Here is a 14,997-nt window from a genome sequence, read left to right as displayed (position 1 = left end):
GTTACTTTTGCAGCAGATTGTTCATTAATAAAATTATCTGGTGGATCAGAATATCTACGCGCAGCGCGGCGTTTCAGCCGGAAAAGAGGATGTGCATAATGCTATTAAGCATATTGACAAAGGACTGTTTCCGAAAGCTTTCTGTAAAATAGTGCCCGATATCCTGGGCGGGCAGGACGATTATTGCAATATTATGCATGCAGACGGCGCCGGTACCAAATCTTCACTGGCATATACTTATTGGAAGGAAACGGGTAACCTCGATGTGTGGAGAGGCATTGCGCAGGATGCTATCATCATGAATATTGACGACCTGCTTTGCGTGGGCGCTACTGAAAATATCCTGCTGTCATCCACCATCGGCCGTAATAAACAGCTGATACCAGGTGAAGTGATCGCGGCTATCATCAATGGCACGGAAGAGATCCTGGAAGAGTTGCGTGGTCATGGCATCAGTATTTACTCCACCGGTGGCGAAACTGCAGATGTGGGAGACCTGGTGAGAACTATCATCGTAGATTCCACTGTAACCTGCCGCATGAAAAGATCTGAAGTGATCTCCAATCATACTATACAGGCCGGAGATGTGATCGTAGGGCTGGCTTCTTACGGACAGGCATCTTACGAGAAATTTTACAACGGAGGTATGGGCAGCAACGGACTGACATCTGCACGTCATGATGTGTTTAACAAACAGGTGGCGGAAAAGTATCCGGAAAGTTACGATCCGGGCATTCCTTACGAATTGATCTTCAGCGGAAAGAAAGCACTGACCGATAAAATAGATATCCCGGGCTTCGGTGCTATTGATGCAGGCAGACTGGTACTGTCACCGACCCGCACCTATGCACCGGTGATCAAACAGATCCTGGAAGCCTACCGTTCCCGTATACACGGACTGGTGCACTGCAGTGGCGGCGCCCAAACTAAAGTGCTGCACTTCATTGATAACCTGCATGTCATCAAGGACAACCTGTTCCCCGTTCCACCATTGTTCCAGTTGATCCAGGAACAGTCAGGCACGGGCTGGAAGGAAATGTACCAGGTGTTCAATATGGGCCATCGTATGGAGCTGTATGTACCTGAGGAGATTGCAGCGGATATTATTAAGATCAGTAAAAGCTTTAATATCGATGCGCAGATCGTGGGTAGGGTAGAACCGGCGGCGGCTAAGCAGGTGACTGTGCGTAGCGCTCAGGGTGAGTTTGTGTATAATTGATAGCAAACATATTTATAAAAAAGGGGTGTCTCAAAAATGCTTGAGGCACCCCTTTTGTTTTAAGTGAGCATTTTTTTTATTGATAGTTGAGCATGTAACGGATGGGCAGGTGGAATTCTACACTCACGTTTCTACCTTCGTGTTTGCCCGGTATCCAATCGGGCATAGCGGCTACCGCACGCATAGATTCCTCTTCAAGGCCGTTTCCGAGGAGTTTACCTTCAGTTTTTATCTGTGAGATCTTACCGCTGGAGTTCACCACAAATTTTACAGATACGGTACCGGTAGTGTTGTTTGCCTGCGCTGTTTTCGGGTAGCGGATATTACGGGACAGGAACTTAGCCAGTGCTTTTTCTCCGCCGGGAAATACAGGAGGATCGCTTACAAAAGTGAATACTTCTTCTGAAGATGTTGTTGCAGATGATTTTGAAGCATTGAGTAAAGCTGCACTACTTTTAACAGGCGATTGCAGGTCCAGATCCTGCTGGCAGCCAATAATAAAGCCCAAAAGTACCAGAACGGGGAATATGATGATCTTTTTTAGAAGTGTATAATTTGCCTTATGAGTAAACAGCATAAGGATGCGGCGTTTAACCGGCGCCTGTGTGAAGCTGTTGGCTATGAGCATACGTTTGGTCTGCAGGGTCATCTGTAATAGTGTCCTTGCATATTCGTCGGGAGCGTTTTCAGCTGCTGCAGCTTTATCCGCCAGGAATTCATGCACCATGGCAAGTTCCCTTTTAAAAAGATGGAAGAAGGGGTTAAACCAGAAAATAGCGCAGACCAGCTGGAGCAATAGTTTATCTGCCGTGTGCCGGCCCTGCACATGTTCCAGCTCATGTCTGAGTACCTGTTTGCCTTCCTCGCTGTCGGGCGTCAGCTCTTCTCCCCAGAAGATATTGCCAAAGAAAGAAAAGGTAGATTTTATCTGCGGATGTCTGATCAGCAGATAGTTGTTAAAATTGGTTTGTTCGCCCTGCCTTGTCAGACGTTTGATCATTAGCCAGTTCCGCAACATATTGGCAATCAGTAGTAAAGTTATCAGGGAGTAGATCCCCGGCGTGACCCGGGATGCAATGCTGGAAGTACCAGCCTGTTGTACTGTATTTGTCATATAGCCGTATACAGTCACCAGCGGCCCTGTATAGGCAGGAGCCGCAGCACTGACAAGTGAGAATTGCAGCAATGGAAGTAGTATGGAGGTCACAGTAGCCAGCAGCAGGTAACCCCTGTTCCAGCGGTGAAATGGATTATTTTTCAGTGCGAGTGCATAATAGCCATAGAGCACGCCTGAGCATACCAGCATTTTGATAAAATAGGCAATCATGGTTGTTCTTTTTTGGAGTCCTTAATTTGTTCCAGTAGTTGTTCCAGTTCGTTGACACTGATCTCTTTTTCCTTGACGAAGAAGGATACCATGTCTTTGAAAGAGCCGGAGAAGTACCCTTTTACGAAGTTCTGCATGGTGTTCCGGCTGTATTCATCTTTGCTGATCAGGGCAAAGTACTGATAGGATTTACCGTAAGCCTTGTAGTCTACAAAACCTTTATCCTGAAGGATTTTTATTAAAGTCGATACAGTATTGTAGTGTGGTTTTGGCTCCGGAAGGACATCTATCAGGTCTTTAACGAATGCCGGCCCCGTTTTCCACAAGGCCTGCATTACCTGTTCTTCCGCTTTGGTCAATGTTTTTACTGCTGACATAATGTGAAATTTAATGTTGTGACTAAGTTATAACTAATTAGTTAGTTTACAAACTATTTTTTTAGTTATTATAAGAAAGAAATTAAGAGGTTTCGCTTCCTGGTTGCTTGTTTGTCCCTTCGCCGGGTTGGACTCGTCCGGGGTTATACCCTCCCCGGGAGTGCCCGGGGCTACAAACACGTTGCACAGGGTTAATTAAGGCGCATCAATGCGCTTTGATCCGGTTTAGATTCGCTCAGATTCCGGTCAGGCTTCGCTTTGTCTTGTATGTAACTTCGTTTCTCCTATGTCTATCTTACGTTCATCCTAGGTCTTTGAACGTAGGATGAACGTAAGTTGGACATAGGAGAAACGAAGCTTGTACCTTGTCAAATCCTTGTTTAATACTTTTCAACGCGAACCGGAGTATGTATTATCCATGGCCTCCTTCCTGACGGAGTGGTATACCTGGTATGCCTGATATACGCTTTATACCAGACGTATACCTGACGCATCCATGCCTTTAGGTTGGACCTGGAGACATGTGTCTTAAGGCCGATTCAAGGCTATTTGAAAGAAATTTGGGATACATCGGCCACAGGCGAATGGTTATGCTGATAAATAGTTATTTTTGTTATTATTAAACCCATACGGCAGAAATGACAGAACAACCGATTATACAATTATCCAATGTGAATATCTACCAGGGGACTTCCCTGATCCTTGCTGACGTGAATATTACGGTGAACAAAGGAGAATTTGTATACCTGATTGGCAGGACCGGGACCGGTAAATCCAGCCTGCTGAAGACCCTTTACGGGGATCTGCGGCTGAAGGAAGGAGCCGGTCAGGTGGTAGGATTTGATCTGAAGAAGATGGACTGGAAGAAGGTGCCTTACCTGCGCCGTAACCTGGGGGTAGTATTCCAGGATTTTCAGCTGCTGACGGACAGGACGGTATATGACAACCTGAAATTTGCCCTGAAGGCGACGGGCTGGACGGACAATAAGAAGATGGACGAGAAGATCAAAGATGTTTTGGAGAAAGTGGGATTGAATACCAAGGGGTTCAAGATGCCCTATGAGCTGAGTGGCGGTGAGCAGCAGCGTGTGGATATTGCCCGGGCAATGCTGAACTCCCCAAAACTGATCCTGGCGGATGAGCCTACCGGTAACCTGGACCCTGAAACCTCTGACGGTATCATGCAGTTGTTGTTCAGGATCAGCCGGGAAGAGGGCGCCGCAGTGGTAATGGCTACACACGATTATATATTATTACAGAAATTCCCATCCAGGGTGCTAAGGACTGAAAATGGCAAGGTAACAGATCACGCCAGCGTGACTTTTGTGTAAAATTTATGTGAAATTGTTAATTCACAATATTTGATTTACCTTTGCCCCGGAAAAATAGCGACTAAATAAACTTTATCATTTTATTATTTAATTCAAGATGTCTTACTTAACTGTTGAAAAGAAAGCCAATATTTTTAAAGAATTTGGTGGAAGCGAAAAAAATACCGGCTCTGTGGAAGCGCAAATAGCACTGCTGACTGAGCGTATCAACAGCATTTCCAGTCACCTGAAAGAAAACAAAAAGGACTTTTCTACACACCGTGGTTTGATGAAGATGGTAGGCCAGAGAAAGCGTTTGCTTTCCTACCTTTCTAAAACTAACCTCACAGGCTACCGCGCCCTGCTTGAGAAATTAGGTCTCAGAAAATAATAAGAACTTTTTTATAGCGCTATTCCCAACTTATAAGGTTGGGAATAGTTTTTTTTTAGGTATACCATTTTAATCTTCTCATTTTTATGAATCTGACACCTATCTCAGTTAATTTCGATATAGGAGATGGCCGGATCGTGACCATTGAAACTGGCAAGTTAGCCCGCCAGGCAGATGGTGCAGTGACGGTTCGTCTGGGCAATTGTATCCTGTTGGCTACCGTCGTTGCAGCAAAAACTCCAAAACCCGGACAATCTTTCTTCCCCCTTACAGTTGATTATCAGGAAAAATTTGCTTCTGCAGGCCGTATCCCAGGTTCCTTCTTTAAGCGTGAAGGAAAGCTGTCTGACTATGAAGTTTTAATTTCACGTTTGATCGACCGCGCTTTGCGCCCCCTTTTCCCGGATGATTATTTCTGCGAAGTACAGGTACTGGTGACCCTCATCTCTTCAGATCCTGAAGTGATGCCGGATGCACTGGCTTGTCTGGCCGCTTCTGCAGCACTGGCCGTTTCTGACGTGCCCATCCAGGAGATTATTTCCGAAGTAAGAGTGTCCCGCATTGAAGGACAACTAGTTATAAATCCAAACCGCACTCCGCTGGAGAAAGCTGACATGGACTTCATCATCGGTGCTACTGACAAGAACATCATGATGGTGGAAGGTGAGAGCAAGGAGTGCAGCGAGGAAGATATCATCAAGGCAATCGAATTTGCCCATACTGCTATCAAAGCACAGGTAAAAGCACAGGAGGAATTACGCGATAAAGCTGGTGTTACCGGCAAACGTGTATTTGAACTGCCTTATGCAAATGAGGAACTGAAAGCGAAAGTAGCCGCATTTGCAAAAGAGCGTATCCTCGCTGTAGCAAAATCTGCTTCTGCGAAACACGACCGTGGCGATGCATTCGACAAGATCAGTGAAGAGCTGGTAGAATCCCTGGGAGAGCTGCCCGAAGAGGATGCTCCACTGGTAGGTAAATACTTCCACGACCTCGAGAAGGAAGTGATCCGTAACATGATCCTGGATGAATCCGTTCGTCTGGATGGCCGTAGCCTGGATCAGGTACGTCCGCTGAATATGGAAGTGGATATCCTGCCTTCTCCGCACGGTTCTGCCCTGTTCACCCGTGGTGAAACCCAGTCCCTCACTACTGTGACCCTGGGTACTCCGGATGACGAATTGCTGATCGAAAGCGCTGCTACATCAAAATATTCAAAGTTCATACTGCACTATAACTTCCCTCCATTCTCTACAGGTGAAGTGAAACCTATGCGTGGCCCCGGCCGTCGTGAAGTAGGTCATGGTAACCTGGCGATGCGCTCCCTGCGGCAGATGATGCCAGGCAGCGAATACGCTTATACTGTGCGTGTAGTATCCGATATCCTCGAATCCAACGGTTCCTCTTCTATGGCTACCGTATGTGCCGGTTCGCTGGCGCTGATGGATGCAGGTGTGCCTCTTCCTAAACATGTTTCCGGTGTGGCAATGGGATTGATCTCCCGTGCTTCTGACGGAAAGTGGGCAGTGCTCACAGACATCCTCGGAGATGAAGACCACCTGGGTGATATGGACTTTAAAGTAACCGGTACACGCGATGGTATCTGCGGTATCCAGATGGATATCAAAGTAGATGGCCTGAGCATGGACGTAATGCGTAAAGCGCTGGAACAGGCACGTAAAGGCCGTCTGCATATCATTGATGCAATGTATGCATGTATGGAAGCTCCACGTCCTGAACCAAAACCACATGCACCACGTATGGAGAAACTGATCATCGACCGCGAATTCATCGGTGCTGTGATCGGACCTGGTGGTAAAGTGATACAGGAGATCCAACGTGAAACCGGTACAAACATCAACATCGAAGAAGTTGGTGAAACCGGTGAAGTAAGTATCTTCTCTGCACAGAAAGAAGGCCTGATGAAGGCTCTCGAATGGATAAAAGGTATCGTTGCTGTTCCTGAGATCGGCGAAGTATATGAGTCAACCGTTAAGTCAGTAATGCCTTACGGTGCATTCGTAGAATTCCTGCCTGGTAAACAGGGACTGTTGCATATCTCCGAAGTTTCATGGAAACGCCTGGAAACTATGGACGGTGTACTGTCTGAAGGTGAAAAGGTGAAAGTGAAACTGGTAGGTACAGATCCTAAGACTGGTAAGTTCAAACTGAGCCGCCGGGTACTGATGCCAAAGCCAGAAGGTTATGTAGAAAGACCAGAAGGTGGCGAGCGAGGCGACAGAGGTGATCGTGGAGATCGCGGTGACAGAGGAGACCGTGGTGGCCGTGGTGACAGAGGTGATCGTGGCGGACGTGGTGATTTCCGTGGCGACCGTGGTGGAGATCGCGGAGACCGTCGTGGCCCTCGTGATGGTGGTGACAGAGGAGGAGAGCGTGGCCGTCCTACACCTCCGCCTGATCAGCCGCAGGAGCCTATGTTTGATGAAGAATCATAATTCAGAAAGATCATTCAGATCAATATACTCAGCAGCCGTCCTGTACTACAGGGCGGCTGTTTTATTTCAGGGCTATTTTATTTATGAGAAAGGGACTGCGGAGGCCGACCGTTCTTATAAATTGTATCTTACTGCCGGATAATTCATAGTATATTTCATGACTAAAACTTCCACATCTGTGAAAACAAAACGCATTTCGTTAAACGTATATCAAGGTCTTGCATTGGGAATGATCCTGTTCCTCCTGCCATGTCTGTTGCAAGCGGCCCATCATGCTCCTCAGAAGAAAGAATTTTATAGTATCCTGATCTATCATCTGAAAGATGCTGAACAGGAAACGCGTATGGACAACTATCTGAAGGATGCGCTGATACCTGCTTTACACAAAGCCGGGGCTGCGCATGTCGGTGTATTTAAACCTGTCGGTAATGATACCACTGCAGACCGCAGAGTGTATGTTTTTATACCCGGCAATTCACCTGAACAGTTATTACAATTGCCAGGAGCATTATTACAGAACACTGCTTATCAGAATGCAGCAAAAGATTTCATTGACGCTGCATGGGACAAGCCAACGTATACACGCCAGGAAACCATTATTCTTCAAGCATTTCCCGGTATGACTAAAATGGAACTGCCAGGTTTAAAAGGACCTAAAAGTGAACGTATATACGAATTACGCAGTTATGAAAGCCCGACAGATAAACTATACCGCAATAAGGTAGATATGTTCAACAAGGGAGATGAGATCAGTATCTTCAAAAGATTGGATTTCAATGCAGTGTTCTATGCTGAAGTATTGAGTGGCAGCCACATGCCGAATCTTATGTACATGACGACTTTTGATAACCGTGCTTCCCGTGATGAACACTGGAAAGCATTCAGTAGTGATGCACAATGGAAAACCCTGCTGGCAAAGCCGGAGTATAGTCACAATGTGTCTAAAGCGGAGATTATATTCCTGCAACCGGCTGAATATTCAGAGATATAAGCTGCGAAGCTGTAATGATAACATAAAAGGCCAGCGCATTGCGCTGGCCTTTTATGTTGACTATCGACTATCTATCCGTTGATGAATTTACTATGTGATTTTATCTGGCAGCGCCGCTTCCTGCGAACTGCTCTATGTAATGATTGCTTTCTTTGAAGATGATCTTACCGGAAGGCAATTTATAGATCTTGAACGGCTGACCCGCGATATCTTCCCAGAAAATAGTGTATTGTGGTACAGATTTTTGAGTGCTTTTATCGATCACTTTGATCCTTCCATCTGTCAGCAAACCGGATAACATATCCTCTATATAGGGGAGGAGGATGTTTTCATCTTCTGTCCAGAACTGTACAAATTTGTCTGTGCTGTATTCCAGGTTAGTGTGTGTGGAATCGCCAAGAAAAGCAAGTGCAGAGGTGAAGTGAGATTCAATTTCCTGTGCCGTCAGGTGGCTGAACTGTACGTTATGGAAAGCTCTGTTATCACTATAACAGGTTTTCTGTAATACGGTGTCCATTCCTTTCATGTAGTTTACCAGGTCTACACGATTGATAACCAGGATGCTGGTGCCATTCTTATAGATGATTGAATCTTTCATGGTATCGTCCGGGTACAATTTGACGATCTCCTGGGCATGACTGGCAAGGGTTGTTACCAGCATAGTCGCTGCTAAAAACAAGGTTCTCATAAAATATGGTTTTCAATTAAAGATATTGCAAATATAATAAAATAACTTTATGCATTTATCAGTTGCCACATTAGTTATTAACATTACAATAACAGGTATGGGCGCAGGTCTCACACGTACGCGTTATATATCATGCATTTAGTTTCTATATCTTTGTCACTATGGCACATATAGCAATTACCCTGACCTGTACCGATGATACAAAAGACATTTTGGTAGCAGTGTTGTCAGAAAAAGGTTTTGAGGGGTTTGAAGAACAACCCGGTAATATTCTCGTTGCTTACATTCCTGAAGAGGATTTTAATGAAGAAGAAACGAATGAACTGACGGCTGGTTTTGGTATGACGTATACGCAGGAACGTATTGAACAGACTAACTGGAATGCGGTATGGGAAAGTAACTTTCAACCTGTACTTGTAGATAATTTCTGTGGCATCAGGGCTTCTTTTCATCCCCCTTTTGTTCCTCCGCCACAGCATGAGATAGTGATTACCCCAAAAATGTCATTTGGAACTGGGCATCATGCTACCACTTATTCTGTTATCAAGCTAATGGAAGGAATTGATTTCGTGGGAAAGAATGTGTTCGACTTTGGCACTGGTACGGGTATACTGGCCATTCTGGCTTATAAGATGGGAGCCGCCGTCGTAGATGCGATTGATATTGACACATGGTCAGTAGAAAATACGAAGGAAAATATTGCCAATAACAATGCGCAGGCTGTAAAAGTATGGCAGGCAGACAGCCTGAAGAGTATCCGGAACAGTTATAATGTGGTGCTGGCCAATATCAACCGTAATATTCTGCTTGAATTTATGGAAGATATGCGCCGTATACTCGTCAGGGATGGTATTTTACTGCTGAGCGGAATTTTAAAAGAGGATGAGACTGCGATCCTGGAAGCAGCCAGAAGGAATGCGCTGGTGCTGGAAACCCAACTGGAGAGGGATAATTGGCTGGCTATGAAATTATTAGCAAGATAGCTGCGACCGCTCTAGATAATTTAGTTAATATTACTCTGAGAATTATACAATTTTTGTGTTAATGAAAATCTTAATGTTTTCTTAATTTTAACGAACGAATTTACTATCTTAGCAAAACCTAACTTGTTGTATGACAGAATTATTGTTACTATTTTGTGCTTATCTGATCGGTTCCGTGCCTACTGCGGTATGGGTAAGTAAAGGAGTTTTTGGAATGGATATACGGGAGTATGGCAGCGGTAATGCCGGTGCAACTAACACTTTCCGTGTATTAGGTCCAAAGGCGGGTTCTTTTGTGATGTTGGTGGATATGCTCAAAGGAGTAATAGCCGTGCGTCTGGCTTATCTGGTGGGGTACTATCAGAACCCTGAACATCTGCAGGAAGTAACCACACAGCTGGTGAATTTCCAGATCGGTCTGGGTCTGGCGGCTGTAATAGGCCACATTTTCCCTATTTGGGCAAATTTCCGTGGCGGTAAAGGTATTGCTACCTTGTTCGGCCTGGTGCTGGCCATCCAGCCATTAGTGGCTATCTGCTGCGTAGGTGTATTCCTGCTGAGCCTTTCACTGACCAGGTATGTATCGCTGAGCTCTATTTCCGCCAGTATCGCTTTCCCGATCCTTATCCTCTACATCTTCAATGAGCCTGAAGTATTCTATCGCATTTTCGCCATTGCTGTTGCACTGATGGTGGTACTCACGCACCAGAAGAACATCTTCCGTCTTATAAACGGTAATGAGAGCAAGGTACCCCTATTTAAAAACAGGAGGGACAAAAAATAATCTGCGCTGCTACCTGGTATGCCGTTCCCATTCTGGCATATCTCTTGTACTAAATGATATTAATATTTAACTTTCCTCGGATTTTGATTGTCGCGCCATAGAGTGTTCAGATGCTTTATTGGGTGACGATCAAAGTAGTTTAAAACAACTGTAGTAGCACTTTTCGGACGGGTAACATCCGTCAAAAACAAATTGTCAGATGCAAAAGAAACTTCTTCTTATCGGTACCGGCCTTGCGCTTATCACTGCATGCGCCAAAGTACCTATCACTGGCCGCAGCCAGTTAAACCTGATCCCTGAAAGCACTATGCAATCTATGGCGCTGCAGGAATATCAGACTTTCCTTTCCCAGAATAAAACGATTGCCGCTACAACCAGCAAAGATGCTGAAATGGTAAAAAGGGTAGGACAGCGTATTGCTTCTGCGGTTACCCGTTACATGACCGAGAATAAACTGGGCAGCGAGGTAGCGAATTACAAATGGGAATTTAACCTGGTAGATAGTAAAGAAGTGAATGCCTGGTGCATGCCAGGTGGTAAGGTAGTGGTGTATACCGGTTTATTGCCTGTAACACAGAATGAGACTGCGCTTGCCTGCGTAATGGGACATGAAATTGCCCATGCTATTGCCCGTCATGGTAACGAGCGTATGAGTCAGCAGGTAGTAGCACAGGGTATTCAGGTAGCTGGTTCCGTAGCGCTTAACCGTAATCCACAGGCGCAGAACATCTTCCTGCAATCCTTCGGTATAGGTGGTAACCTCGGTATGCTGGCGTACTCCCGTAAGAACGAGCTGGAAGCGGATCACCTGGGTGTTATCTTCATGGCGATGGCCGGATATAATCCTCAGGAAGCTATTCCTTTCTGGCAGCGTATGGCATCCGCAGGTGGCGGTAGTAAACCTCCTGAGCTGGTGAGCACGCACCCTAGTGATGAGCGTCGTGTATCAGAGCTGCAAAAGCTCATGCCTGAGGCGATGAAATATTATACGCCTATCAAGAAATAACCTGATAGTACATATCAAAAGAAAAAGCATCCGCTATGAACGGATGCTTTTTCTTTTATAACTTATCTAATGTATTATTTATCCACTGTTATTTCCACTACCTTTTTGTTCTTCTGGATCTTCATCTTCTCCGGTACATGTGCCAGTATTTCCTTCTTAAAGGCAGCAATTAAGGCCTGTTTAATGAAGAACCGGTGTGTTACTATGCTGATCTCTCTTACCGGCTCCGGCGCCTTGAAATAACGGACCATATTCATTTGCCGGGCAGACATCTCCTGGAGGGAGAGTTCCGGTAAAATTGTATACCCTGCGTTCAGGTCTACCATTCTTTTCAATGTCTCCACACTGCCGGTGTTATATTCCAGGTTCTTATATTCGCCCATTGTAAATTTATCACGACAGATGTTCAATACCTGGTTACGCATGCAGTGTCCTTCATTCAGCAACCATACTTCACGTACATCTATATCTTCCGGTTTAATATATTTCTTTTCAAACAGGCTGTTGGTCTTTGCTGCGTATACTACAAAAGACTCGTAGAACATTGGTTGTTCATCCAGGTTAGGATTATGCAGTGGTGTCGCCAGCAGTCCGCAGTCCAGCTGTTCCTGCTTTAGTAGCTGTATGATCTGTTCTGTAGGATATTCCCAGATTTCCAGTTTCACTTTTGGGTATTTCTTCATGAAACCCGTCAGGATGCGGGGCAGGAGATAAGGCGCCAGTGTTGGGATAATACCTACCCGCAGGTGGCCCTGTACTTCTTTTTTATGCTCTCCAATGATCTCTTTAATTTTCCCGTTCTCTTTCAGAATGATGCGGGATTGTGCTATGATCTCTATACCTATTTCCGTTGGGATCACAGGTAACTTGCTCCTGTCGAAGATCTTGACCCCCAGCTCGTCTTCCAGCTTCTGTATCTGCATGCTGAGTGTAGGTTGCGTGACGAAGCATTTTTCGGCTGCAATGACGAAGCTTCGGTAGGTGTCGACCGCAACGATATATTCTAATTGAACAGTGGTCATGCGTCAAAATTACGAATTTGAATGACGAATTGTGTATGATCCAGGTCAGGAATTCCATGCGGCTTTAAACCGGGCTACTTCGCGTGGATAATAATAAAAATAAAAAGGACGAACTACAATGTAATCCGTCCTTTTTATTTACGCAGAAAATGACCTGCTAGAATATTCTGTATCTGTATTTGATCTTGTCAGTATTATTGTACAGTTCCTTGATATTGATAGAAGCCTGTATCTCTTTCACAGCTTCATCTTTCAGATTACGGAACTCCGCCTGTTTGGTATCAATGGTGTTCTTATCAGCCAAACCATTGTCCTGAGCGATCTTCAGGGAATTGTTCACTTTACCGTAATAAGAATCCAGCAGGGTAAAGTATTCGTTGTACAGATTCTCGAAACGCTTGGTCTGCAGAATCAGATCTTCCAGCTGATTGTTCACTTCTTTCAGGTTTGGATTCTCACGCAGCAATGCCTCATAATCAATCTTTTTGCCTTTGGTGTATTTCACTTCCAGATCGCTGAAGAACGTCACAACTCTGTCTCTTTTGAAGTCGAAGAAGAAGTCATTCATTGTTTCTCCAAGTGATTTGTTGCCACGCTGTGGCAGCTGATATTTCAGGGCACTTGCGGTGAACATGAGGTGATCGTACAGGTTGTCCTGCAGTAGGTTCAGCTGATCTTTGTTGAAGTTCAGACCATATTCGAATTTCTGGTTTGCATCGTTCAATGCAGTATAGTAAACTACATATTTGTTCAGCTCTTTTTCGAACTCTTTCAGTGTGTTCTGATTGATCTCTTTATTGTTCACGCTGATGCTGTGCAGAAAGTTCATTACAGAGTTAGCGATTGCCAGCGGCGGAGTTAAAGAGGTGAAGCTCTGGAAGATAGGGCTGGCAATGATGGATTTGGTAGATTCAACGATCTTACTGTTCTTCTCGTTCTTGTCAGCCTTGCCTTTTAATACTACTTTCTCTACCAGTTCCACAATACGGTCACTCAGAGAGAAGCCCAGCTCTTTACTTTCCGGGTTGTTTAATGAAGTGATAAATACATCGAGATTATTGGTAGTAGTACGTGACTTCAGGTCAATGATCTTTTTATTGAGGAGGTAATAAGTTTCACTTGCAAATACGATGTTGTTACGGATCAGTTCATATTTGGTAATGTTATCAATCTCACGTCCCTGCAGCAAGCCCTGGATGGCATTGGAATTCTGTTTGTCACTGTCGTTAATACGCTGCAGTTCTTCCATGATCCTGCGGATGGTAGTGTCCTGAGTTCTTACCTGAGGCATTACCACATTCTTTAGTTCTGAATTTGGATCGCCTTTAGGTTGTTCGGTTGGCGGCTTCGGTTTTTCTGGTTCCTGTGCCTGCACATAATGGAAACTTGAAAGTAAAATCAGTAGTAGTGTCAGATATCTCATAGAATTTAAATGCGTGATCTTGACTGATTTAAAAAAAGCAAAACATTCACAGTAGGATACATACTTCCCACAAAGCCGACAGTCAGGATGTCCGCTTTCAGTTGCGACCTGTAATTGTTTTTGCATGCAAAATTTGCGTTTGCGTTTCATTAGCAACCCATGAAAATATGGTGCCAAAAAACGAGTTTACACAAAGATAACAATTTATGATAAGTTGAAATTGCCAGTCTTTCAACCACTTTATTACCTTTAGTCGCAAATTTACCCACTTTCATGTTAAATAATAAAAAGATAGTGGTGGTACTACCAGCCTACAACGCAGCTCTGACTCTCGAAAAAACCTACAATGAGATTCCTTTTGATATTGTTGATGAAGTCGTACTGGTAGACGACGCCAGCAAAGATGAGACAGTTGCTGTCGGAAAGCAACTGGGAATCAGACACATTATCCGCCATGATAAAAACAAAGGGTATGGAGGAAACCAGAAATCCTGCTATAACAAAGCACTTGAGCTCGGGGCGGATATTGTGATTATGTTACATCCTGATTATCAGTATACTCCGAAGCTCATTACCGCCATGAGTAGTATTATAGCGAACGATGTATACCCTGTAGTGTTCGGCTCCCGAATACTTGGGAACGGCGCGCTGAACGGAGGAATGCCGCTCTATAAGTATGTTGCCAACCGTTTTCTGACACTGGTGCAGAACCTGGCCATCGGACAGAAACTCAGTGAATACCATACTGGTTACAGGGCATTTTCAGGAGCAGTGCTGAAAAATATTAATTATATGGCCAATGACGACGATTTCATTTTTGATAATGAAGTGGTTTCCCAGATTTTTATGAAGGGTTATGAAATAGGTGAAGTAACTTGCCCCACCAAATACTTCGAGGAAGCCTCAAGTATTAACTTTAAACGCAGCAGTATCTATGGTTTTGGCGTATTGCGGGTATCCCTGCAACACCGGCTGCATATGTGGGGATGGATTAAATCGAAAATATATAACTGATAAATA

14 protein-coding genes are annotated in these 14,997 nt (G+C 44.7%); 9 read left to right on the top strand and 5 right to left on the bottom strand.

What is annotated here, in order from left to right; genetic code table 11:
• Window positions 1-40: 40 nt before the first annotated feature.
• Window positions 41-1,219 carry an AIR synthase related protein gene (locus F3I09_RS00565; protein ID WP_149693097.1) on the top strand — a complete coding sequence of 393 codons (1,179 nt, stop codon included), beginning with the start codon at window positions 41-43 and terminating at the stop codon, window positions 1,217-1,219.
• Between the two features lie 76 nt (window positions 1,220-1,295).
• Here the strand turns inward: F3I09_RS00565 and F3I09_RS00560 are convergent, their stop codons facing one another.
• Both F3I09_RS00560 and F3I09_RS00555 read right to left on the bottom strand, forming a co-directional pair.
• On the bottom strand, window positions 1,296-2,546 hold the full coding sequence (locus tag F3I09_RS00560; RefSeq protein ID WP_149693096.1) for a M56 family metallopeptidase: 1,251 nt from the start codon (window positions 2,544-2,546) through the stop codon (window positions 1,296-1,298).
• Window positions 2,543-2,923: a BlaI/MecI/CopY family transcriptional regulator gene (locus tag F3I09_RS00555; RefSeq protein ID WP_149693095.1), complete on the bottom strand. Its 381-nt coding sequence runs from the start codon at window positions 2,921-2,923 to the stop codon at window positions 2,543-2,545. Before F3I09_RS00555 ends, F3I09_RS00560 begins: the two co-directional genes overlap by 4 nt.
• A 638-nt stretch (window positions 2,924-3,561) precedes the next feature.
• Between F3I09_RS00555 and F3I09_RS00550 the strand changes: the two genes are divergently transcribed.
• From F3I09_RS00550 to F3I09_RS00535, 4 genes are all read left to right on the top strand, one after another.
• The gene (locus F3I09_RS00550; protein ID WP_149693094.1) at window positions 3,562-4,254 is read left to right on the top strand and encodes a cell division ATP-binding protein FtsE; all 693 of its coding nucleotides are present in this window, start codon (window positions 3,562-3,564) and stop codon (window positions 4,252-4,254) included.
• A gap of 97 nt (window positions 4,255-4,351) precedes the next feature.
• Window positions 4,352-4,624 carry a 30S ribosomal protein S15 gene (gene rpsO / locus F3I09_RS00545; RefSeq protein WP_012794085.1) on the top strand — a complete coding sequence of 91 codons (273 nt, stop codon included), beginning with the start codon at window positions 4,352-4,354 and terminating at the stop codon, window positions 4,622-4,624.
• Between the two features lie 86 nt (window positions 4,625-4,710).
• Window positions 4,711-7,080, top strand: coding sequence for a polyribonucleotide nucleotidyltransferase (locus tag F3I09_RS00540; protein ID WP_149693093.1), 2,370 nt, complete (start codon window positions 4,711-4,713; stop codon window positions 7,078-7,080).
• 178 nt (window positions 7,081-7,258) lie between these two features.
• A complete protein-coding gene (locus tag F3I09_RS00535; RefSeq protein ID WP_149693092.1) occupies window positions 7,259-8,071 on the top strand; it encodes an NIPSNAP family protein in 813 nt (270 codons plus the stop codon).
• A gap of 100 nt (window positions 8,072-8,171) precedes the next feature.
• Here F3I09_RS00535 and F3I09_RS00530 read toward each other — a convergent pair whose 3' ends face one another.
• The gene (locus F3I09_RS00530) at window positions 8,172-8,759 is read right to left on the bottom strand and encodes a hypothetical protein (RefSeq protein ID WP_149693091.1); all 588 of its coding nucleotides are present in this window, start codon (window positions 8,757-8,759) and stop codon (window positions 8,172-8,174) included.
• A gap of 161 nt (window positions 8,760-8,920) precedes the next feature.
• Here F3I09_RS00530 and prmA point away from each other — a divergent pair, with 161 nt between their 5' ends.
• The 3 genes from prmA (at window position 8,921) to F3I09_RS00515 (ending at window position 11,532) form a co-directional block, all read left to right on the top strand.
• Entirely contained in the window at window positions 8,921-9,742 is an 822-nt protein-coding gene (prmA, locus tag F3I09_RS00525; RefSeq protein WP_149693090.1) for a 50S ribosomal protein L11 methyltransferase, read from the top strand.
• A gap of 130 nt (window positions 9,743-9,872) precedes the next feature.
• Complete coding sequence (gene plsY, locus F3I09_RS00520) at window positions 9,873-10,526, top strand: glycerol-3-phosphate 1-O-acyltransferase PlsY (RefSeq protein WP_149693089.1); 654 nt, start codon at window positions 9,873-9,875, stop codon at window positions 10,524-10,526.
• Between the two features lie 199 nt (window positions 10,527-10,725).
• Window positions 10,726-11,532 (top strand): M48 family metallopeptidase, encoded by an 807-nt coding sequence (locus F3I09_RS00515; RefSeq protein ID WP_149693088.1) that lies wholly within the window; start codon window positions 10,726-10,728, stop codon window positions 11,530-11,532.
• Between the two features lie 74 nt (window positions 11,533-11,606).
• Here the strand turns inward: F3I09_RS00515 and F3I09_RS00510 are convergent, their stop codons facing one another.
• Window positions 11,607-12,554 (bottom strand): hydrogen peroxide-inducible genes activator, encoded by a 948-nt coding sequence (locus F3I09_RS00510; protein ID WP_149693087.1) that lies wholly within the window; start codon window positions 12,552-12,554, stop codon window positions 11,607-11,609.
• A 157-nt stretch (window positions 12,555-12,711) separates the two neighbouring features.
• Window positions 12,712-13,977 carry a hypothetical protein gene (locus F3I09_RS00505; protein WP_149693086.1) on the bottom strand — a complete coding sequence of 422 codons (1,266 nt, stop codon included), beginning with the start codon at window positions 13,975-13,977 and terminating at the stop codon, window positions 12,712-12,714.
• A gap of 273 nt (window positions 13,978-14,250) precedes the next feature.
• Here F3I09_RS00505 and F3I09_RS00500 point away from each other — a divergent pair, with 273 nt between their 5' ends.
• On the top strand, window positions 14,251-14,991 hold the full coding sequence (locus F3I09_RS00500; RefSeq protein ID WP_149693085.1) for a glycosyltransferase family 2 protein: 741 nt from the start codon (window positions 14,251-14,253) through the stop codon (window positions 14,989-14,991).
• The last annotated feature ends 6 nt before the right edge of the window (window positions 14,992-14,997 follow it).

It is taken from the genome of Chitinophaga sp. CF418, from assembly GCF_900142925.1.
Lineage (GTDB): Bacteria > Bacteroidota > Bacteroidia > Chitinophagales > Chitinophagaceae > Chitinophaga.
Note: the sequence above shows the minus strand (reverse complement) of the source record. Positions and strands in the feature narration are given on the sequence as shown.

Bases quoted from the DNA above. Each gene is read 5' to 3' on its own strand.
- F3I09_RS00560 (WP_149693096.1), bottom strand. From the start codon at position 2,546: ATGATTGCCTATTTTATCAAAATGCTGGTATGCTCAGGCGTGCTCTAT.
- F3I09_RS00555 (WP_149693095.1), bottom strand. From the start codon at position 2,923: ATGTCAGCAGTAAAAACATTGACCAAAGCGGAAGAACAGGTAATGCAG.
- F3I09_RS00550 (WP_149693094.1), top strand. From the start codon at position 3,562: ATGACAGAACAACCGATTATACAATTATCCAATGTGAATATCTACCAG.
- rpsO (WP_012794085.1), top strand. From the start codon at position 4,352: ATGTCTTACTTAACTGTTGAAAAGAAAGCCAATATTTTTAAAGAATTT.
- F3I09_RS00540 (WP_149693093.1), top strand. From the start codon at position 4,711: ATGAATCTGACACCTATCTCAGTTAATTTCGATATAGGAGATGGCCGG.
- F3I09_RS00530 (WP_149693091.1), bottom strand. From the start codon at position 8,759: ATGAGAACCTTGTTTTTAGCAGCGACTATGCTGGTAACAACCCTTGCC.
- prmA (WP_149693090.1), top strand. From the start codon at position 8,921: ATGGCACATATAGCAATTACCCTGACCTGTACCGATGATACAAAAGAC.
- plsY (WP_149693089.1), top strand. From the start codon at position 9,873: ATGACAGAATTATTGTTACTATTTTGTGCTTATCTGATCGGTTCCGTG.
- F3I09_RS00515 (WP_149693088.1), top strand. From the start codon at position 10,726: ATGCAAAAGAAACTTCTTCTTATCGGTACCGGCCTTGCGCTTATCACT.
- F3I09_RS00510 (WP_149693087.1), bottom strand. From the start codon at position 12,554: ATGACCACTGTTCAATTAGAATATATCGTTGCGGTCGACACCTACCGA.
- F3I09_RS00505 (WP_149693086.1), bottom strand. From the start codon at position 13,977: ATGAGATATCTGACACTACTACTGATTTTACTTTCAAGTTTCCATTAT.
- F3I09_RS00500 (WP_149693085.1), top strand. From the start codon at position 14,251: ATGTTAAATAATAAAAAGATAGTGGTGGTACTACCAGCCTACAACGCA.